Below are 19,993 nucleotides of genomic sequence, written 5' to 3'. Positions count from 1 at the left end.
GGTGCGTCCGAGTGGACTCGAACCACCGACCCCCACCATGTCAAGGTGGTGCTCTAACCAACTGAGCTACGGACGCATCTTTTCCTGTCTGTCATGGCTGACAGCGGGGACGAATATTAACGAGCTACCCGCGTGCTGGCAAGGAGAAAAACGTAATTTTATCCGGTATTTCACGCGATTGCTGCGCTTATGTGCAGTGCGGTGGTTTTTTCCGCAAACTCTGGCGATGAAGCCGTCGGCCGGTTTAGCTACCGGCCGACGGTGGTGTTTAGCGGGTCGAGCGTTGCAAGATGAGTGTGGCGGGTTGTTTTTGCAGCCAACGCATACGCAAAGCCATCATGATGGCGGCAAAGGTTAGCCCGATGATAAATCCAATCCAGAACCCGCTTGGCCCCATTGCCGGAACGACGACATCCGTCAGCGCCAACAGATAACCGCTTGGCAAACCCAGTACCCAATAAGCGATAAAGGTGATGAAGAAGATTGAGCGGGTGTCTTTATAACCGCGCAGAACGCCGCTGCCAATAACCTGAATCGAATCGGATATCTGATAAATCGCCGCCAGCAGCATCAGTTGCGACGCCATTGCCACAACCGCCGGGCTGTCGTTGTACAGCAGGGCAATGTGTTCGCGGAACGTGGCGGTAAACAGCGCGGTACAGCAGGCCATTAAGATGCCGACGCCGATGGCCGAATAAGCGGCAATCCTTGCGCCTTCGACCGAGCCTTCGCCCAACCGGTAACCGACGCGAATCGTTGCGCTGACGCCCAGTGACAGAGGCAGGACGAACATCAATGCGCTGAAGTTCAGTGCAATCTGGTGCCCCGCGACGGAAACAATGCCGAGCGGTGACACTAACAGAGCAACAATCGCAAACAGCGTGACTTCAAAGAACAGGGCCAACGCAACCGGCAGGCCAATGCCGAACAAGCGTTTGATCGCTGGCCAGTCTGGCCGTTTGCTGCTGCCTTCGTGCGGGACAATATCGCGCTGCGACGGTGCACGTCGTACGTACCACCGCATCGCCAGGAACATAAACCAGTAGACGCTGCCGGTCGCCACGCCGCAGCCGACGCCGCCCAGCTCCGGCATACCGAACTTACCGTAAATGAAGATGTAGTTAATCGGAATATTGACCAACAAACCGAGAAAGCCAATAACCATACCGGGTTTGGTTTTTGACAGCCCTTCACATTGTCCACGTAACACCTGGAAGAACAGATAGCCTGGCGCCCCCCACATGATGGCATGCAGGTATCCCACGGCTTTATCGGCCAGCTGCGGGTCAATGTTGTGCATCATGTCGATAACAAACTTGCTGTTATACAGCACAATAATGACCAACACAGAGACGGTCCCAGCCAGCCAGAACCCCTGACGGACCTGATGAGCGATACGATCGCGCCGGCCTGCACCATTAAGCTGTGCAATGACCGGTGTCAGCGCGAGCAGCAAGCCGTGACCGAAGAGAATGGCCGGCAGCCAGATGGAGGTACCGACGGCGACGGCAGCCATATCCGTGGCGCTATAAGCACCTGCCATGATGGTATCGACGACACCCATTGCAGTCTGTGATATTTGCGCGATGATTACCGGGATTGCGAGGGCCAATAAGCTACGCGCTTCAATGAAGTACTTCTGCACGCATACACCTTTTCTAATTATTTATGATGAAGGGAAGGGTTGTCGCGAAAGGACAACAATTAAAAATAGCGGAATTTTGTACAAAAATATTGTACCCGCTCGGCGTCGTTAAGCAAATGCTGCGATGAAATAGTTATTAAATGCGCAGGTGCAGGTTTTTTGTCTCCTCGGGTTTGGTTTTCCTCGCTAACTGGGGCAAACTGCCCCAAGCGCTTTAAACATTGTAGAAAGAAGAGGCCCACATGTTCACCGGTATCGTACAAGGCACCGCGCCGCTGGTCGCCATTGATGAAAAATCCAACTTCCGCACTCACGTTATCGACATGCCGACTGAACTCTTGCCAGGGCTAGAGCTCGGTGCATCGGTGGCACATAACGGCTGCTGCTTGACCGTCACTGCGGTAGAGGGCAACCGCGTTAGCTTTGATCTGATCAAAGAAACCCTGCGTTTGACTAACCTCGGTGATCTGGTGTTGGGGGATGTTGTCAACATCGAACGTGCAGCCAAGTTTAATGATGAAATTGGCGGTCACCTGATGTCCGGCCATATTATCTGCACGGCGGAGGTAGCCAAGATTTATACCTCCGAAAATAATCGTCAGGTGTGGCTGCGCATGCCGAATGCAGAATTGATGAAATACGTTCTGCACAAAGGCTTCATTGGCATTGATGGTATTAGTCTGACTATCGGTGAAGTCGTGAATAATCGTTTTTGCGTGCATTTGATCCCGGAAACGCTGGAACGCACCACGCTGGGTAAAAAACGCCTGGGTGATAAGGTAAATATTGAGATAGACCCGCAAACGCAGGCGGTGGTGGACACCGTTGAGCGTGTTTTAGCGAGCCGTGAAGCGGCGATGGCGGCGGCGAGCGCGCTGTCGCAGAAAATCTGACGGACGACAAACCAGAGAGGAGCAAACGCGTGAAGTTTTATGGGAAAACGTTGATGTTAACGGCGCTGTTGGCGCTGAGTGCTTGTAGCAGTTCGCCTGAACAGGGCGCGGCCAACCCGGCAGTAGACGCAGAAAATGATACCTGCGGTGCGGCACAGTACCAGAGCTATGTCGGTAAACCGATGTCAGCGCTTGAAGGTGTGCAGATTGATGCTCAGGTGCGCGCTATTCCGTATAACTCAGCGGTCACGATGGACTTTAACCTGCGCCGTCTGAACTTCCTGGGTGACAGTGATGATAAAATCATTCGCGTTTATTGCGGCTGATTCCTATTAGGTCATCAATGTATAAAAAGAACCCCGGCTAACAGGCCGGGGTTCTTTTTATTGCAGAGTGTCAGCGCGGAACGCGGATGCCACCTTCAACGCCTTTCGGGCTGAATACTACCTGCCACAGTTGAATATCCCGCGCGCGGAATGCGCCGGCGCAGGCGTTCAGGTAATAACTGAACATGCGTTCGAAGCGATCCGAATAACGTTGGGAAAGTTCTGGCCAGGCCTGTTTGAATCGCTCGTACCATGCCATCAGCGTGCGATCATAATCAGCGCCAATATTGTGCCAGTCCTCCATCACAAAATGCCCCTCGCTGGCCTGAGCGATATGTGAAACGGAAGGCAAACAGCCATTCGGGAAGATATATTTGTTGATCCACGGATCAACATTCATATCTGTCCGATTCGAACCGATAGTGTGCAGCAGGAATAAGCCGCCCGGTTTTAAATTACGTTCCACAACATTGAAGTAGGTGCGGTAATTTTTAGGACCGACGTGCTCAAACATGCCGACAGAAACGATCCGGTCAAACTGTAGGTCCAAATCGCGATAATCTTGCAGCAGGATTTCGACATCCAGCCCGGCACAGCGCGCTTGCGCCAACTTTTGCTGCTCGGCAGAAATAGTGACACCGACCACGGACACGCCAAAGTTTTTTGCTGCATAAGCGGAAAGACCGCCCCAGCCGCAGCCAATATCCAGCAAACGCATGCCCGGTTGTAGCTGCAGTTTTTCGCAAATCATCCGCAGCTTGGCCTCTTGCGCCTCTTCCAGCGTGGTTGCCTCTTTCCAGTAGGCGCAGGAATATTGCATATAAGGATCGAGCATCTGCGTAAACAGGTCGTTCCCCAGATCATAATGTTCTTTACCGACAATCCAGGCGCGTTTTTTCGATTGCAAATTGGTTAATCGCGCGGCGGCAATTCGGAGGGTATCTTTGAGATGGCGGGGGAGTTTCTTTTCCAGGCCAGCGCGGACCACATGGTGAAAGAATATATCCAGCCGTTCACACTCCCACCAACCGTCCATATAGCTTTCGCCAAGGCCAAGGGAGCCTTCCTGCAGAACGCGTTTAAAAAAACTGGGATTTTTAACCTGAATATCGAATGGGCGTGAGCCGTTTATTTCAATACCGGCCATGCTGAGCATTTCATGAGCGATACGATACCATTGGTTATCCTGAATGCTCACATCTTCTATACACGATGAACTCATAGCTTCTCCATCACCTTCTTCTGACTTATGACCCGTCAAAAAATAGCTTAGACAAATTCTGCGGGTGCATACGTTTACCTACGGTAAAAAGGTCCCGTGGCGTCTGATATCCGACTATGAACAGAGGAAAATTTTAAGAAGGTTCCTGCGCAAGAAACGCGGGAAAGGCAATCCTTAAAAAAGTGTGACGCCATACGCGTACACAACAGCAATTTGTGATAAAGAAATTATAAAAGTGTTATTTTAAAAGGTCGTTTTGAGTATAGGCTTGCCGAGGCGCTTACTCAACTGTAAATCGCACTCGGCAAAAATATTCTTTAAGTGATTATTAATAATGACAATTATGACGCAGGGTTAGCATGTTCCTGCTGTGTTACGCGTCTATCGTCCTCCACTGTTCCCCGTTGCCACACATAGCCCAATGCGGCCAACAACACGGTTGAAACCATTACCGTCACCGTTGCCAATAACGGTTGGGCAATAAATGCCGAAACCAACATACTGGCGACAAAACACAAACCCAACTGCAAGGTGTTTTGCAAGGCTGCGGCTTTACCCGTGCCCTCAGGGAACGGCGTCAACGCATTCGCCACTACGATTGGATAGGTGGCGCCGTTAACGAGTGCCATCACGCAGAACGGAATCAACAAGGTGGTCAGCGTTGGCTCAGTCAGTGTGGCAACCAGGTATAGCGACACCATACTTATGCCATAAGCTACCAGCAGCCAGGGTAATAAGGTGTTGCCATTCATGCGGTTTAGCGCGGTGCGGCAACCATAACCCCCCAATAAGAACGCCAGCGTCTGTGGCACGTAGCTCAGACCAATATCGTTTGGGCTGTACCCCATATCACCAAGAATAAACGGCGAACCGGTCAGCCAGGCGAAGAAGCCGGCTGAGCAGGCGGCAAAGATCATGACGTTACCGCTGAAAGCACGTGATTTCAGGAGCTGGAAGAACGTTAGGCCGTTTTTCTTATTGGCGGAAGACGCCGCTTTGGCGTTTTCTTTCAGCAGTAATGTCGGCAGTAATAAAACAACGGTGATGCCCAGCAGCACGGCGAAAATGGCGCGCCAACCCATGTGGTTTAACAGCCATGCCCCGACCAGCGGTGCCAATGCCGGGGAAAGTGCCACCAGTGGCATGATGGTGGCGAAAACGCGGTTTGCCTTACCTTCACGATAACGGTCAATGACGAGCGCTTGCCAGGTGACCGCGGCGGAACAGACCCCAATCGCCTGGATAAAACGCAGCGACCAGAGCTGAACGGCATTCTCTACCCACAACATCCCCAGGCAGCCCAAGGCAAACAGGGCCAGACCAATCAACAGCACGGGCTTACGGCCAAGGTGATCGGAAAGCGGACCCCAGAGCAATTGTGCAAAGGCAAAGCCGGCCAGGAAGATACTCAAACTGGCGCTGATCGCCCCGGCAGAGATTTGCAGGTCTTGTTGCATCACGCCAAAAGCGGGCAAGTACATGTCGGTAGCCAGGTAACCCAGCATACTCAGGCCGGCAAGATAGAACATAAAGCCAAAGGAATTTCGCATGGTATTTCTCGTTAATATTTTATTGTCGCAGGTTTTTAGCGCCGGCAAGTGTATCCGGCTGGATCTCTGCTTGTGAAACGGTAATATTTGCAAAGTGCTGTTAAAAAAATTGAAGGCAAAGCCATGTGGTCTGAATATTCTCTTGATGTAGTGGATGCGGTCGCCCGAACCGGCAGTTTCAGCGCAGCGGCGCAGGAGTTGCATCGGGTACCTTCGGCGGTCAGTTATACCGTGCGGCAACTTGAGCAATGGCTGGCGGTACCGCTGTTTGAGCGCCGTCATCGCGACGTGGAACTGACGCCTGCCGGCGTGCTATTTATTCAGGAGGCGCGCGGTGTCATCAAAAAAATGCTCGACACGCGTCGGCAGTGTCAGCAGGTGGCCAACGGCTGGCGTGGCCAGTTGAAAATTGCCGTAGATATTATCGTCAAGCCTCAACGTTGCCGTCAGTTGGTGTTGGACTTTTATCGGCATTTTCCTGACGTTGAATTATTGGTTCAGCCAGAAGTGTTCAATGGCGTCTGGGATGCGTTGGTGGATGGGCGTGCTGATATGGCGATAGGTGCGACACGGGCCGTACCGGTCGGCGGTGGGTTTGCCTTTCGCGATATGGGCGATATGCGTTGGTTGTGTGTGGCCAGCCCGCAACATCCACTGGCGGCTCAGGATGGGTTGTTAAACGATGATCAGCTACGGCCTTTCCCATCGCTCTGTCTGGAGGATACCTCACGCAATCTCCCCAAGCGGGTCACCTGGACGTTGGATAACCAGCGGCGCTTGGTGGTGCCGGACTGGTCGTCGGCGGTGGATTGCCTGTGCGCCGGATTGTGTGTCGGGATGATGCCTGCGCATCAGGTCTTGCCGTTAGTACAACGTGGCGAGCTGGTGGCGTTACAGTTGCAGGAGCCGTTCCCAGCCAGCCCTTGTTGCCTGACGTGGCAGCAAAATACGCCTTCTCCGGCGATGGCCTGGCTGTTGGACTATTTAGGGGACAGTGAAACGTTGAATCAGGAATGGTTAAGCGAAGTGACGCCGGAAACCGCAGTGGCTTCCGGCCCGAATGACTAGCGGCGGTAATCGATGAACGGGCCGTCAGCAACCGAACGGCGCTCAACCAACTTGGGATGCACCTCAATCACCTGTGATTCTTCACGCTTGCTGATGATGCGATCCAACAACATGGTGAATGCCATCTCACCCAAACGCTCTTTGGGCTGATGAATAGTGGTCAGCGCCGGGGTGAAATAGCGCGCATTGCGCACGTTATCGTAGCCAATGACCGAGATGTCTTGAGGCACGCGTAGCCCAAGCTCATCGGCGGCGCAGATAGCCCCCATTGCCATAATATCGCCACCACAGAATACCGCTGTCGGACGCTGTTTCTGCGACAGTATCTGGTGCATGGCCTTGTAGCCGGATTCTGGCTCAAAGTCACCCTGGACGATCCACTCGTCGCGCACGTCGATATGGGCTTCCTCCATCGCTTTTAAGAAGCCCTGATGGCGCCCGCCCCCTGTATTACGTGACAGTTGGCCGGGAATGGCGCCGATATCGCGGTGTCCGCGTTCGATCAGATAGCGCCCAGCCAGATAGCCACCTTCGAACGCATTATCAATGATGGTATCAGTAAAATCACCGCGTGCGGCGCCCCAGTCCATGACAACCATTGGGATGTTGCGGTAATCTTCCAGCATGCCAAGCAATTGGTCCGGATATTCTGAACACATCACCAACAAGCCATCGACGCGCTTTTGCGCCAGCATTGCCAGATAGGCACGCTGTTTGTCCAAATTGTTGTGCGAGTTACACAGTATCAGCGTATAGCCTTTGCTATAGCAGCTGTTTTCTACCGCTTCGATCACTTCAGCAAAGTAGGGCGCTTCACTGGAGGTTGCCAGCAGGCCAATCGATTTGGTGTGATTGACCTTCAGACTGCGCGCCACTGCGCTGGGTGAATAATGCAGCTCTTTAATTGCGGCACTCACGGCCGCTTTAGTCTCTTCGGCGACGAAACGAGTCTTATTGATGACGTGCGAAACGGTGGTGGTGGAAACGCCAGCGCGTTTGGCCACATCTTTAATCGTTGCCATGTAAAGAATGACTCCTGAACTCACATGTTGCAGTATGTAAGTGTGATGTTAATCGTTTGCCTGCGTAGATCCTTCTCCAAAGAAGCGAAAACTGAGTTTTTAGTGTGTTGAAGTCGTCAGCGCTTGGTCAGGAGGGGCATTTTTGCCGGTACACAGTTGTGAACTGCGAATTTTGTCCCATATTGAGCAAAAGGGGAAGAGGTAATCGGTATTATAAACCGGGAAATGATAACAAGATTTTATTGGCCAACTGTGTGAAAATGGTTTGACGCATTAATTGTGTGCCTTTTATCCTTGGGAAAACCAATCTGAAAAGGAGTTGTAATGGATACCGATCTGAAAATGTCACTGTTCACCACTGTCTGTGCGCTGGCCGTGATTATTGCTTTTAGCTTCACTGCAGCATTGAACTGATCCCCGAAGTAAAAACAGGCGCCGCTTCGTGCGCCTGTTTGCCTTATCCCACGCTATGCCAGGTTTTTCTCCACAAATGCCCAGTTAACCAGCGCCCAGAAGTTCTCCAGGTAAGTCGGGCGGGCGTTGCGGTAATCGATGTAGTAGGCGTGTTCCCACACGTCGACAGTCAGCAAGGGTTTATCTTCACCGGTCAGCGGCGTGCCCGCGTTCGACGTGCTGACAATGGCCAGCGAGCCGTCAGTCCTCTTCACCAGCCAGGTCCACCCGGCGCCAAAGTTTTTGATTGCAGCATCGCTGAATTGTTCTTTAAAGGCAGCGAAAGAACCAAACGCCTGATTGATAGCAGCAGCCAATGCGCCCTGAGGCTCACCGCCGCCCTGTGGCGATAAGCAGTGCCAATAGAAGGTGTGGTTCCATACCTGAGCGGCGTTGTTGAAAATGCCGCCGCTGGACGCCTTGATAATCGCCTCCAAAGACAACCCGTCAAACTCGCTGCCTTTCAGCAAATTGTTCAGGTTGACCACATAGGCGTTGTGATGCTTACCATAGTGGTATTCGAGCGTTTCTACGGAGATGTGGGGTTCGAGTGCGTTCTTCGCATAGGGTAATGCAGGTAGTTCAAACGACATTGCTTCCTCCTTATACAGGATCCATCCGACAACCCATAAATGGACTACAGATTGACCTGTTTTTATTGTGGGTATTTAGCTTATCAATTTTCACGATAAAAATCAGGGATGAGTCGGAGAAAAGCACAGGTGGGGGACTAACAGTTAAAGAAGCAAACAGAGGAAAGCGGCTGGGAAGGCCAGCCGCAGAGCGCATTATCGAATGGTTTTCGGCGTCACCACACGGCGTGCGCCAATGTAGTGGTTTTGCCAGTAGTCGTTGTCGAGCTGGCTGATGCGAATTTCTTCACCCGTACGCGGGGACTGTATGAATTTGCCATTGCCCAGATAGACACCGACATGGTCAGCTACGCCGCGGTTATTAATGCGGAAGAACACCAGGTCACCACTTTCCAGTTCGTTTTTCTTGATCGGTGCAGCGTCGCGCAGGTGATACATTTCGTTAGCGGTACGCGGCATTTTGATTTTTACCACGTCTTTATAGGCGTAATAAATCAGACCGCTGCAGTCAAAACCGGTTCTTGGTGACGTGCCGCCCCAGCGATAAGGTTTGCCCATTTGATCCATCAGCTTGGCCATCGCGGTTTGCTTGGCGTGTTGATAGCGTTTCTTGTGGGCTGGGGTGAGCTTCAGCGGTTTTTCATCACGTGCCAACTTAGCGGTTGCCATACCGGCTTCACGATGACGACCATAACCTTTTTTGTAACCCTTTTTCGGTGGGGTCACTTTGATTTTGGCGGTTTGTTGAGTTTTGTGTTTCGATTTGGCGCTGGCGACCTTTTTAGCGGCTTTTTCTGTCTTGGCTTTGGTAACCTTGGCTGTTTTTTGCGGGGTGGTGACTTTTACTTTTTTGCTGCTGGCCTTAACCGCTTTCTTTTTCTTACGGTCATCTGGCCGGGCTTCGTTTACGTGGCTCTTGCGCTGTTCAGCGGCAATACGCGCCTGTGGCGCTGCGTGCGCCAAATTGAAGAATAGCTGTGTAAACAACAGCACAAAAAGCGTAAGAATTAAACGCATGTCGACGTTACCAACCTTGGCCCCGGAACAGATATCGAAAGAATGACAGTATTCCCGAATTTCGCCATATAAAACAGCGAAGAACTCATAAATGATAATCCATATTGTGAGAAAACGTTAATGACATTTTTTTTGCTGAAAAATCAAACTGTTGATGTATAAAAAATCAACAACAAACGCGTGGGGAATTATTAAACGACGTGTTTTGGTGAAAAAATATAATAGTGAAATGGCCAAGTTAAAAATGTTATTCTATGCGTATGTTTTGGTCGGAAAGCGCTGGCCGATGACATGCGACTGACAATGGGGAATGCCCTTGCAAAAGATGGCGTTTTCTTGTGACGGTTTCAGCCGCTACAATAGCCTGTGTGATGCATGTTGTAGCCATGAGATTTGGCTTGAGGAAGCAATATAATGACGACGACGATTGAAAAAATTCAGCACCAGATCGCTGAGAACCCAATTCTGCTGTACATGAAAGGTTCACCGAAATTGCCAAACTGTGGTTTCTCCGCACAAGCCGTGCAGGCATTGTCTGCCTGTGGCGAGCGCTTTGCCTACGTTGACATTTTGCAGAACCCGGACATCCGTTCCGAGTTACCGAAGTACGCCAACTGGCCGACGTTCCCACAGCTGTGGGTCGACGGTGAACTGGTCGGCGGCTGTGATATCATCATGGAAATGTATCAGCGCGGCGAACTGCAACAGCTGATCAAAGAAACGGCAGAGAAGTACAAACAGCAGGAAGACCAGCAGCCATAACCGGCTCGGTTTAATTGTTGGACGAGAGTCGGGCGGTGCCAGTTGATACTGGGCCGCCCGATTTTTTTTTGCTAAACGCCTCGTTTTTCTGTTGCTGCGTATAGCGTCTTTGCAACGATAGAGTTCGTTGAACGATGAGTCCTGATACGTAATTCAGAGCGCTTCGTCGGTATTGTCGGTAGCCAACGGCCAGCCACCAAGGCGCTTCCAGCGGTTAACCAGTTCACAGAACAACTGAGCGGTTTGCTCTGTGTCATACAATGCCGAGTGCGCTTGCGCGCTATCGAATGGAATGTTGGCGGCAATACAGGCTTTAGCCAGCACCGTTTGCCCCAGCACCAGCCCACTCAACGCTGCAGTGTCGAAAGTGGCGAACGGGTGGAAAGGGTTGCGTTTCAGGCTGGCGCGCTCCGCTGCAGCCATCAGAAAGCTGTGATCAAAATTGGCGTTATGCGCCACAATAATCGCTCTGTTACACCCCCGGTCCTTGATGCCTTTGCGCACGGCTTTGAAAATCGCGTGCAGCGCATCGTGTTCGCTGACTGCGCCACGCAGCGGGTTGCTGGGGTCGATGCCGTTAAAGGCCAGCGCTTCTGGCTGTAGATTAGCGCCTTCAAAAGGTTCTACGTGGAAGTGCAGGGTTTCGTCCTGCTGCAACCAGCCGTTCTCATCCATTTTTAACGTCACGGCGGCAATTTCCAGCAGTGCGTCAGTTTTGGCATTAAATCCGGCGGTTTCTATATCTATAACTACGGGGTAAAACCCACGAAAACGGCCACTCAGGGCGTTAAGATCACTTTTTTCGGCCATCAGTTTCTTATCTTCATCGAATGCAGCGCGCATTATGGCAAATTTTGCGCCCGGTTGCAGGCGGTTATCACGCGGATAAAAACAAGGGCGCAAAAAGCGCCCTTGATGATCGATCTCAGTGGCCGAGACCATGGCCGGCGTGTTTATTTTCGATCAGCTCAATCTTGTAACCGTCGGGGTCTTCAACAAAGGCGATGACCGTGGTGCCACCTTTGACAGGACCGGCTTCGCGGGTGACGTTGCCGCCTGCATTACGGATGCTGTCACACGTCGCGGCGACATCGTCAACACCCAGCGCCAGATGACCGAACGCGGTGCCCATTTCGTAGCTATCGGTGCCCCAGTTATAGGTCAGCTCAATCACCGCACCTTCGTTTTCATCGGTATAGCCTACAAACGCCAACGAGTATTTGTATTCAGGGTTCTCGCTGGTACGCAGCAAGCGCATGCCTAATACCTTGGTATAGAAGTCGATGGAACGTTGTAAGTCACCGACGCGGATCATGGTATGGAGTAAGCGCATAATTCCTCTGATTGGATGTGCCGTTGCCAGCGGCGGATGGATTGAAGCGAAAACCAGTATAGCGTTGCCGCATAAAGGATTTCAATGTAAGCCACGGAGGGGGGCGCAATGTACTTGCAGTGACATTGTCACTGACTCTTGCTGTCATGCAACAAGCGCACACATTGTCGGCGATAGGAGCCTGAAAATCGCTACTATAGAAGTATTGCGGAGCACCGTACGGCCTGATAACGAATAAATGTCTGGGTTGGATGGGGTAGTTTATCAATTAGGATCTTGTTTATATGGTTGTTTATTTTTCCAGTGCAGATTTACTCCCCTTGCTGGAGGAGCCGACAAATGGATGAAATGCTGATACTGGTAGATGCCGAGGATAACGCCATTGGTTCACAAACAAAAATGCGGGTGCATCAGCAGGGGTTACTGCATCGGGCATTTTCAATATTTATATTTGATAGCCAGGGGCGTTTGCTGTTGCAGCAGCGGGCTTTCAGTAAATATCACTCGGCCGGTTTATGGACCAACACTTGCTGCGGCCACCCGCGATGGGGAGAGTTAACGTTAGCCGCAGCGCAGCGTCGGTTGCAGGAAGAAATGGGTTTCAGCAGTGAGCTGCAGCAGGTATCCAGCTTTACCTATCGCGCAGAGGTGCCGGGCGATTTAATTGAGCACGAATTCGATCATATCTGCGTGGGGCTGTTTAACGGCGAACCGCAGGGCGATCCTGCAGAGGCAAAGAGTTGGCTGTGGATTGACCCTCAGCAATTAACCGATGAGATGCAGCGTAATCCAGATAACTTTACCGTTTGGTTTAGAACCATAATGGATAATATTGACGCCAATGAAATAGCACGTTGGGCGGCGCTGGTGGCCCGTTGAATTCATTCCTGAACATGCGGAGATAACGGTCTCTTTCTGCTGCCTTTTGGGAACAATGCTAAAAGCCCACCAATGCTTTCTCTGGCGGGCTTTTTTACTTAAATAAACATTCTTACGGCACAGTAGATCAATAACGCCGACAAAATAACATTGATCGTGCGGCCATGATATTGGAATAGAGACTGAAATATATGCCCAGCAAGCCCCCAAACCAAATTACCCATTGAACCAATAAAAGCCAATAAAATGCTAACGCATATGACTATAAACATATCGTGAGTATAGGGTAAAACGAATGTAGAAATTGCCGTGATGCCGTACAAAATTATTTTAACATTAACAAACTGAAGCCAAAAACTGACCCAGAAACTCAATGGCCTTACCGCATCATTGTCCGCTGAGGGATTACTGGTGGCTATCCGCCAGGCCAGCCAAAGAATATAGGCTGCTCCCGCCCAAGAAAGCCAGTGAGTAACAGAGGGAAGGAGGCTAATTAATGTGAATGTGAAAACCGCACAAAGCAGCATAAGGATCAGGAAGCCTGCACTCATCCCGGACAATACCCGCAGGCTCCGGCGAAAACCATGCTGATTAACTGAATTTAAAGCAAGAATATTGTTCGGTCCTGGGGTTAACGCTGTAATAAGTGTATATGTAAGAAATCCACTGATGATGGCTGATGTCACTTGTCTTCTCCTCGTTTTTCCAACATATTAACGCATCCGAAAAGGTCAAAATAACGAATATTTTCAAACTCTGACTTTCATGGTTTCGATTGAATTTGGAGGGCACCATGGACTTACGACGCTTTGTTACGTTGAAAACGGTGGTTGAAGAAGGGTCTTTTTCAAAAGCATCACAAAAGCTGTGTTGTACACAGTCAACGATAACTTTTCATATTCAACAACTTGAACAAGAACTGTCGCTGAAGATTTTTGAGAAGATTGGCCGGCGGATGGTTTTGACATCTGCGGGGAAAAAACTCATGCCCCAAGTTCATGAACTGACACGGGTGCTTGAAGGGATACGCCAAACGACACAGCATGACGCTGAATTGGCGGGTGACTTGAGGATAGGGATCGGCGAAACCCTGCTGGCGTATAAAATGCCGGAAGTACTACAACTCTTTAGGGCTAAGGCACCCAAAGTTCGTATATCCTTACAATCGCTCAATTGTTATGTGATCAGAGATGCTCTCTTGGCAGACCAAGTGGACTTAGGTATTTTTTATCGTGTAGGCAATGATGATGCACTTGAAATGACCAGTTTTGGCAGCCAAGATTTGGTATTAGTCGCATCACCGTCGTTTCAACATATTGATTTTATGAAGCCAAATCGTCATATACCTGTAAGCTTCATTATTAATGAACCTCAGTGTATCTTTCGGCAAATATTCGAAAGCACGTTAAGGGCGCGGCAGATCACTATTGAGAGCACAATTGAACTGTGGAGTATTGAAAGCATAAAGAAATGTGTCATGAGTAATCTGGGTATTTCTTTTCTGCCTCGTTTTACCGTTGAACGTGAGCTTAATACGGGGGAGCTTCAAGAAATCATATTTTCAGATGTGCCTTTGTCGATAACGGCTTTATGTGCTCACCATAATGACAAAACCGTCAGCCCAGCAATGCGCGCATTCATCGATTGTATGAAGGAATGTTTGCCATTGAACGTCGAAAACGCATTGGTTGCGGGTTAAGCTGCGGTTTATGTCTTATACGAAGGGCTCGCGTTTTTTACCGCTATTTTCCATCATCAATATAAAACGGGGCCACATGACAAATGTGGCCCCGTTATTTTACGCGTCTTACTTTTCAGATAAGAAAGGGTAGTCGGTATAACCCTCGGCACCGCCGCCGTAGAAGGTAGCAGGTTGTGGTTCGTTGAGTGCCGCATTTTGTTTGAGGCGTTCAACCAAATCCGGGTTGGCAATATAGCTGCGTCCAAAGGCAACTGCATCGATAAAGCCTTTATTGATCAGTTCTTCTGCTTTTTCGGCGGTATAGGCACCGGCACCGACAATCACCCCTTTAAAGTGGGCGCGTACCGAATCGCGGAACGCATCAGAATAAGGTTTACCACCCGCCCAGTCCGGTTCGGAAATGTGCAGGAATGCAATGTTACGCTTGTTCAATTCTTCAACCAGATACAGCGCTGCGTCTTCCTGATCTTCGCCGTTATCCAGGCCGTTGAATGGACCCAGTGGTGAAATACGGATACCGATATGTTCTGAGCCCCATTCAGCAATGCTCGCATCCACCACTTCCAACGTCAGGCGAGTGCGGTTTTCAATGCTGCCACCGTATTGATCGGTACGCTGGTTGGAGGCAGGCGCCATAAACTGGTGCAGCAAGTAACCGTGTGCGGCATGCAGTTCGATAAAGTCGAAACCGGCTTCACGTGCGTTGGCTGTTGCCTGGCGGAAATCGTTAATGATGCCTGGGATTTCTTCTGTTTCCAGCGCGCGTGGCGTCGAGGTTGGGACGCGCACCCAGGCGCCTGTTTCGTCACGTACGGTGGTGCGGGTATCAGCATTGATCGCAGAAGGGGCAACAGGAGCTTGTTGACCCGGTTGCAGGCTGTTATGCGAAATACGGCCCACGTGCCACAGTTGTACGGCAATATGGCCATTTTTGTCGTGTACGGCCTGGGTGATCTTTTTCCACGCGGCGATTTGTTCTGGGGTATGCAGCCCTGGTGCGCCGGCATAGCCTTTCGCCTGGAAAGAGATCTGGGTCGCTTCGGTAACGATCAGACCTGCGCTGGCGCGTTGAGCGTAATATTCGCCCATGAGAGGCGTAGGAATATCGCCGGGTTCAATGCTGCGCAGACGCGTCAGAGGGGCCATAAACACGCGGTTTGGCAGGGTTACAGCGCCAACCTTCAATGGGGAGAACAACTTTTCAATCTTCATAGTGCATCCTATATTAATAGACCGGTCGACTAGTAACGAGCAAAGAATTGCCCAACAGGGGAATCCTTGATGAATCTATCGTTGTGTGTTTAGGGTTGCGCTGGGCGCAACAATAACTCAATACTTTCCAGCGCGCTGGTCAGCGGTGCAAGCGAGCGGCGGATTTTGGCGCGCAGTGAGGCACCAAGCCACAGTGAATACAAGGTTTCTGCCGTTGCCGCCGGGCTCATGGCTATTGACAGTGAGCCTTCACGAATACCGCGTTCAATTGCGTCTTGCAGATGGCCAATGACCCGGGCTGTGCCCGTTTCCAGCGCATGGCGCATGGGTTCTGACAAATCGCTCACCTCTGCGGACAGTTTCACCGCGAGGCAGGCGTTATGACATTCGCTACGACAATGGTAGCTGATCGCCTGGGCGTAATAACTCAGCAACTGGTGGCGCGCATCCGTTTTATCATCAGCGAACAGCTGCTGCATCGCGGCATCATAGTGCCCGAAATAACGCTGTAGCATCGCTTCGCCAAAGGCTTCCTTCGAGCGGAAGTAATGATAAAACGACCCTTTCGGCACGCCCGCCGTCTTCAGTAATTCGCTCAACCCCATGCCGGTAAAACCAAGGCGCAGGCTGAGCGTCTCGCCAGTGGCGAGCAAATGTTCACGGGTATCTGTAGGGCAATGCGCATGTTTAGTCATAATGGTTGTTAGCATAATAGACCGATTGGTCTAGGTCAATAAGAAAAAAAACCGGCGTAAAAACGCCGGTGTCGATGAAGGGTATTTTGCCCGAGCGGGGCGCAGAAGTTAAGCCTTTATACCTCAGTACGGCAGCGTTGCAGGATATCCAACTGCGGTTGATATTCGCTCGTTTGCACGTTCAGCATGCCAATCATGGTGTGGAACAGGTTATCTTGTGAGACATCCTCTTTCTCAGCCAGGGTGCTCAGGCACTGACGGTCAACCTTGAAGTTACGCTCATAGTCAGCAGACATCCACATCAGGAAGGGGACATGGGTCTGCTGGCTTGGAGCGAAGACATAAGGCGTACCGTGCAGATACATGCCATTTTCACCCAGCGACTCACCGTGGTCAGAGAGATACACCAGCGCCGTGTTGAATTTGTCGCTGTGTTGTTGCAAAAGTTTGATGGTGTCGTCCAACATGGCGTCGGTATACAACAGGGAATTGTCATAGGTGTTTACCAACTGCTCATGTGTACAATCCTGAATCTGATTACTGCTGCAGATGGGCGAGAATTTCTGGAACTCGGGTGTGCTGCGGCGGTAGTAAGCGGGGCCGTGACTGCCCATTTGATGCAATACAATCACGCCGTCGTCTTTCAGGCCGTTGATATAGTCGTTCAGTTTGTACAACAACACATTATCCATGCAGACGTCACCGTCACAATCCTGCGGCAGTTTCATCTTGGTCATATCGACATGTGGCACGCGATCGCAGGCCCCTTTGCACCCCCCATCGTTTTCACGCCACAGGAGATTAACACCAGCATGCGCCAGTACATCAAGCATGCCTTCCTGATGCGTCGCCAGCGTTGCGTCGTAATCTCTGCGTGGCATGTTGGAGAACATGCAGGGCACGGAAATTGCGGTTTCAGTCCCACAAGAGCTGGCGTTTTTGAAGTACACCACGTTGTCCTGCTTAAGGCGTGGGTTGGTTTCACGTTCATAACCGCCGAGTGAGAAGTTTTCAGCTCGCGCAGTTTCCCCCACGACCAGAATCACCAGCGTTTTCTTTTGCTGTCCAGCGATCAACGGCCCTTTACGCGCATCTTCACCGATTTTCACCAGCGGGAGATTACGTGTGAAATAACGTTGCTGAGTAAATTTGATGGTGCCGGAAACGAAGTTCGACGGCGTCAGCATTTTCACCACGCTTTTGTTATTACGGATTAATGAAGCGTAATCCTTATAAAACAGTGCGGCGATAATCAGGATCACCACTACGGAAAGCATCACATTGGCAGCGCGTAGCCCAACCATGTACCACCATGGGCGCGTTTGACGGATATGGGTAAAGCAAACCAGGATCGCAGGAAGAATGCCCAGCAACGCCAGCCATAACCCCATGCGCGGCGTTAATAGCGCTGTGGCTTCTTGCGGATTGGTCTCGAAGGCGTTCTGCATCATATTGCCGTCGATCACCACGCCATAACTGTACATAAAGTAGTTTGCGACGGCACTGCCGAGCAGGAAAAAGATGATCAGCGGTTTACGCAAGAACGGTACCGTCAACACGCTGAAGATAATATTCAGCGCACAGAAAATCACGACCGGCATGGTAGCGGCAAAAATCACGCTGTGGACGTTATCGAAAGTGATATACGACCAGGCTTTATGAAGGAATAACGCGTTTTGGAACAGAGTGAAGAACAAGGCGCAGGTGAGGATAAAACCCAAGCTGTTGCACTGTAAGCGTTGACGTAACCACATTGCCAAATCTAAATCCTGATATTGAGTAATGCGCTGAAATTTACAGGATGAAACTTAAGAAAACCTTAGAGATTCAGAATGGTGGCGGGGTTGTTTACTTTTGGTTTAGGTTGGAAAATGCCAGACCCTGAGGCCTGGCGATACGCTTAATAAGCGGCGGTAAACTGGGCTTTGATAAACTGTGGTTTTTCGATCTCATCGACAATGGCTACCGACAGATCTTCAACCGAGATACCGGCGGGTGCCTGGCCGTTCATCAACAATTTGGTGGTGCCAAGGCGGAACTGACCGGTGCGTTTGCCGGGTTCCAGCAGTGCCGCGGGGGACAAATAGGTCCAGTCGAGTGAGGATTCATTACGCAGTTTGTTACGTAAGTCTCGCACGGCCAGCGCCCCGGGGCGGATATTCTCCGGAAACTCTGGGGTATCCACCAGCTCAAGGCCAGGTGCAATTTCCAGGCTGCCGGCTCCACCAACGACCAGCAGACGTTTGACACCGGATTTTTTCACGGCGTCCAGGATCTGCTGCGCACCTTTGGTGGTTTTGTCGTACAGGTTGTCTTCAGCCCAACCTGGGTTATAGGCGCTGATCACGGCATCTTGACCGGCTAACTGTTTTGCCAGCCATTCCGTGTCGGCCACGTCGCCCAAGGCAACGGTCAGGTTGGCATTGTTCGGTAAGTCTTTTTGCTGGCGGGCAATGGCGGTAACGTGCAATCCACGGGCAAGTGCTTCATCTACCACGCGACGGCCTACAAAACCTGTTGCTCCAATAATGGCGACTTTCATCAGTTTGCTCCTGTCAGGAATAGGTTCAGTGCGAAGTGTCAGGCCAAGTTGACCTGAGCGGTTGTATCTACTGTAGTACTTAACAATAGTCCTGATTAGTGCCATATTCATGCTTTCTTGATTAAGTAAAACTTCATAATCATGGATAAATTGAATCGAATGGCGGTATTTGCCACCGTGGTGGCGGAGGGGTCGCTGGCTGGCGCAGCACGGCGACTGGGCATGACGCCGTCGGCGGTCAGCCAACATATGCGTTCACTGGAAAAAGTGCTCGGGGTACCCTTGTTGCACCGTTCGACTCGACGCTTGGCGCTCACCGAGGCGGGAGCTGCCTTTTATCCTGGCTGTGAGGCCATGCTGTTTCAGGCGCAGCAGGCCGAACAACGGTTGGCAGAACTGCGCGATACGCTGGTGGGGGAACTGCGCATTGCCACAACCATCGGTATCGGCGGGCGTCCGCTGGCAGAAGCAATGGCTCCGCTGTTACAGGCGCACCCCAAACTGACGTTGCGGGTGCTGGCGGATGATCGCATCATCGATATGATCGAACAACGGATCGATATTGCACTGCGGGTCAATCGTCAACTGGCGGATGCCAACATGATCGCGCATCCGCTGGCCGAATGGCCTATGGTGCTGTGTGCTGCACCGCGTTATCTCAGTCAGCACGGGGTACCGGAAGCACCGCAGGATTTGGTGAAGCACCGTTGGATCTCCGGTGCTTTCAGCGGCGCGCACGTGGATTTACACCACCAAGGGGGCCAGCAGCTTAAATTGCGCCTGGCGGAAGGGCAGATCGTCAGTGACAGTATGAACGTGATGCGCGCCTTTACTCGCAGCGGCCTGGGGATTTCTATTCAACCGCTGTATGAAATTGAGGATGAGCTGCAACGCGGTGAACTGATACAGTTGATGCCAGAGTGGCGACCCGCACCGTTACGGTTGCATGCGATGACGCTAGAGCGGGCGATGCCGGAGAAAACTCGTCAGGCGCTGCGTTATCTGCGTGATTATTTTCACCGTCATGCCGAAAAGTCACTTGCCAGCAGCGGCGATGGCGTCTTCAATTAGCTAAAGAA

Annotated in this window: 21 protein-coding genes and 1 tRNA gene; 8 read left to right on the top strand and 14 right to left on the bottom strand. The window is 51.3% G+C overall.

Features of this window, described 5'->3' with window-relative positions; translation table 11 throughout:
* Positions 1-2: 2 nt before the first annotated feature.
* Together AC2FCQ_RS03965 and AC2FCQ_RS03960 are read right to left on the bottom strand one after the other, a co-directional pair.
* Positions 3-76, bottom strand: a tRNA-Val gene (locus AC2FCQ_RS03965).
* A gap of 192 nt (positions 77-268) precedes the next feature.
* Positions 269-1,645 (bottom strand): MATE family efflux transporter, encoded by a 1,377-nt coding sequence (locus AC2FCQ_RS03960; RefSeq protein ID WP_265556143.1) that lies wholly within the window; start codon positions 1,643-1,645, stop codon positions 269-271.
* 242 nt (positions 1,646-1,887) lie between these two features.
* Between AC2FCQ_RS03960 and AC2FCQ_RS03955 the strand changes: the two genes are divergently transcribed.
* Together AC2FCQ_RS03955 and AC2FCQ_RS03950 are read left to right on the top strand one after the other, a co-directional pair.
* Complete coding sequence (locus AC2FCQ_RS03955) at positions 1,888-2,538, top strand: riboflavin synthase subunit alpha (RefSeq protein WP_209633043.1); 651 nt, start codon at positions 1,888-1,890, stop codon at positions 2,536-2,538.
* Positions 2,539-2,567: 29 nt separating this feature from the next.
* The gene (locus AC2FCQ_RS03950; protein ID WP_265556142.1) at positions 2,568-2,864 is read left to right on the top strand and encodes an I78 family peptidase inhibitor; all 297 of its coding nucleotides are present in this window, start codon (positions 2,568-2,570) and stop codon (positions 2,862-2,864) included.
* A 70-nt stretch (positions 2,865-2,934) separates the two neighbouring features.
* Here AC2FCQ_RS03950 and cfa read toward each other — a convergent pair whose 3' ends face one another.
* Together cfa and punC are read right to left on the bottom strand one after the other, a co-directional pair.
* Positions 2,935-4,086 carry a cyclopropane fatty acyl phospholipid synthase gene (cfa, locus tag AC2FCQ_RS03945; RefSeq protein WP_265556141.1) on the bottom strand — a complete coding sequence of 384 codons (1,152 nt, stop codon included), beginning with the start codon at positions 4,084-4,086 and terminating at the stop codon, positions 2,935-2,937.
* Positions 4,087-4,427: 341 nt separating this feature from the next.
* Positions 4,428-5,636, bottom strand: coding sequence for a purine nucleoside transporter PunC (gene punC / locus AC2FCQ_RS03940; RefSeq protein ID WP_490307605.1), 1,209 nt, complete (start codon positions 5,634-5,636; stop codon positions 4,428-4,430).
* Positions 5,637-5,759: 123 nt separating this feature from the next.
* Here punC and punR point away from each other — a divergent pair, with 123 nt between their 5' ends.
* A complete protein-coding gene (punR, locus tag AC2FCQ_RS03935; RefSeq protein ID WP_490307604.1) occupies positions 5,760-6,704 on the top strand; it encodes a DNA-binding transcriptional activator PunR in 945 nt (314 codons plus the stop codon).
* Here the strand turns inward: punR and purR are convergent.
* A complete protein-coding gene (purR, locus tag AC2FCQ_RS03930) occupies positions 6,701-7,726 on the bottom strand; it encodes an HTH-type transcriptional repressor PurR (protein ID WP_209633048.1) in 1,026 nt (341 codons plus the stop codon). The two genes, punR and purR, sit on opposite strands and share 4 nt — an antisense overlap.
* 324 nt (positions 7,727-8,050) lie before the next feature.
* Between purR and cydH the strand changes: the two genes are divergently transcribed.
* Positions 8,051-8,140 carry a cytochrome bd-I oxidase subunit CydH gene (gene cydH, locus AC2FCQ_RS03925; protein ID WP_004943739.1) on the top strand — a complete coding sequence of 30 codons (90 nt, stop codon included), beginning with the start codon at positions 8,051-8,053 and terminating at the stop codon, positions 8,138-8,140.
* Between the two features lie 53 nt (positions 8,141-8,193).
* On the opposite strand, the gene sodB is transcribed toward cydH, so the two are convergent.
* Together sodB and AC2FCQ_RS03915 are read right to left on the bottom strand one after the other, a co-directional pair.
* Positions 8,194-8,772 carry a superoxide dismutase [Fe] gene (gene sodB, locus AC2FCQ_RS03920; protein ID WP_490307603.1) on the bottom strand — a complete coding sequence of 193 codons (579 nt, stop codon included), beginning with the start codon at positions 8,770-8,772 and terminating at the stop codon, positions 8,194-8,196.
* A 195-nt stretch (positions 8,773-8,967) separates the two neighbouring features.
* Complete coding sequence (locus AC2FCQ_RS03915) at positions 8,968-9,789, bottom strand: C40 family peptidase (protein ID WP_490307602.1); 822 nt, start codon at positions 9,787-9,789, stop codon at positions 8,968-8,970.
* 414 nt (positions 9,790-10,203) lie between these two features.
* On the opposite strand from AC2FCQ_RS03915, the gene AC2FCQ_RS03910 reads away from it, so the two are divergent.
* On the top strand, positions 10,204-10,551 hold the full coding sequence (locus tag AC2FCQ_RS03910) for a Grx4 family monothiol glutaredoxin (protein ID WP_061807546.1): 348 nt from the start codon (positions 10,204-10,206) through the stop codon (positions 10,549-10,551).
* Between the two features lie 153 nt (positions 10,552-10,704).
* On the opposite strand, the gene rnt is transcribed toward AC2FCQ_RS03910, so the two are convergent.
* Positions 10,705-11,394, bottom strand: a complete 690-nt coding sequence (gene rnt, locus AC2FCQ_RS03905; RefSeq protein ID WP_209633051.1) for a ribonuclease T — start codon at positions 11,392-11,394, stop codon at positions 10,705-10,707.
* Positions 11,395-11,476: 82 nt separating this feature from the next.
* Positions 11,477-11,884, bottom strand: coding sequence for a lactoylglutathione lyase (gloA, locus tag AC2FCQ_RS03900; RefSeq protein WP_209633052.1), 408 nt, complete (start codon positions 11,882-11,884; stop codon positions 11,477-11,479).
* Between the two features lie 339 nt (positions 11,885-12,223).
* On the opposite strand from gloA, the gene idi reads away from it, so the two are divergent.
* The gene (idi, locus tag AC2FCQ_RS03895) at positions 12,224-12,763 is read left to right on the top strand and encodes an isopentenyl-diphosphate Delta-isomerase (protein ID WP_490307601.1); all 540 of its coding nucleotides are present in this window, start codon (positions 12,224-12,226) and stop codon (positions 12,761-12,763) included.
* 98 nt (positions 12,764-12,861) lie between these two features.
* Here the strand turns inward: idi and eamB are convergent, their stop codons facing one another.
* Positions 12,862-13,449, bottom strand: a complete 588-nt coding sequence (eamB, locus tag AC2FCQ_RS03890; protein ID WP_265556138.1) for a cysteine/O-acetylserine transporter — start codon at positions 13,447-13,449, stop codon at positions 12,862-12,864.
* A gap of 107 nt (positions 13,450-13,556) precedes the next feature.
* On the opposite strand from eamB, the gene AC2FCQ_RS03885 reads away from it, so the two are divergent.
* On the top strand, positions 13,557-14,462 hold the full coding sequence (locus AC2FCQ_RS03885; RefSeq protein WP_490307600.1) for a LysR family transcriptional regulator: 906 nt from the start codon (positions 13,557-13,559) through the stop codon (positions 14,460-14,462).
* Between the two features lie 108 nt (positions 14,463-14,570).
* Here the strand turns inward: AC2FCQ_RS03885 and AC2FCQ_RS03880 are convergent, their stop codons facing one another.
* The 4 genes from AC2FCQ_RS03880 to AC2FCQ_RS03865 form a co-directional block, all read right to left on the bottom strand.
* Complete coding sequence (locus AC2FCQ_RS03880) at positions 14,571-15,677, bottom strand: alkene reductase (protein ID WP_265556137.1); 1,107 nt, start codon at positions 15,675-15,677, stop codon at positions 14,571-14,573.
* 89 nt (positions 15,678-15,766) lie between these two features.
* Positions 15,767-16,387 carry a TetR/AcrR family transcriptional regulator gene (locus AC2FCQ_RS03875; RefSeq protein WP_490307599.1) on the bottom strand — a complete coding sequence of 207 codons (621 nt, stop codon included), beginning with the start codon at positions 16,385-16,387 and terminating at the stop codon, positions 15,767-15,769.
* 101 nt (positions 16,388-16,488) lie between these two features.
* Positions 16,489-18,126 (bottom strand): phosphoethanolamine transferase EptA, encoded by a 1,638-nt coding sequence (gene eptA / locus AC2FCQ_RS03870; protein ID WP_490307598.1) that lies wholly within the window; start codon positions 18,124-18,126, stop codon positions 16,489-16,491.
* A gap of 146 nt (positions 18,127-18,272) precedes the next feature.
* Positions 18,273-18,914, bottom strand: a complete 642-nt coding sequence (locus AC2FCQ_RS03865) for an NAD(P)-dependent oxidoreductase (protein WP_209633059.1) — start codon at positions 18,912-18,914, stop codon at positions 18,273-18,275.
* A 141-nt stretch (positions 18,915-19,055) separates the two neighbouring features.
* On the opposite strand from AC2FCQ_RS03865, the gene AC2FCQ_RS03860 reads away from it, so the two are divergent.
* Positions 19,056-19,985 (top strand): LysR substrate-binding domain-containing protein, encoded by a 930-nt coding sequence (locus tag AC2FCQ_RS03860; RefSeq protein WP_209633060.1) that lies wholly within the window; start codon positions 19,056-19,058, stop codon positions 19,983-19,985.
* The last annotated feature ends 8 nt before the right edge of the window (positions 19,986-19,993 follow it).

It is taken from the genome of Serratia sp. CoH_134_PS_4 (genome assembly GCF_058190535.1).
This window is presented reverse-complemented; position numbering and strand designations above follow the sequence as displayed.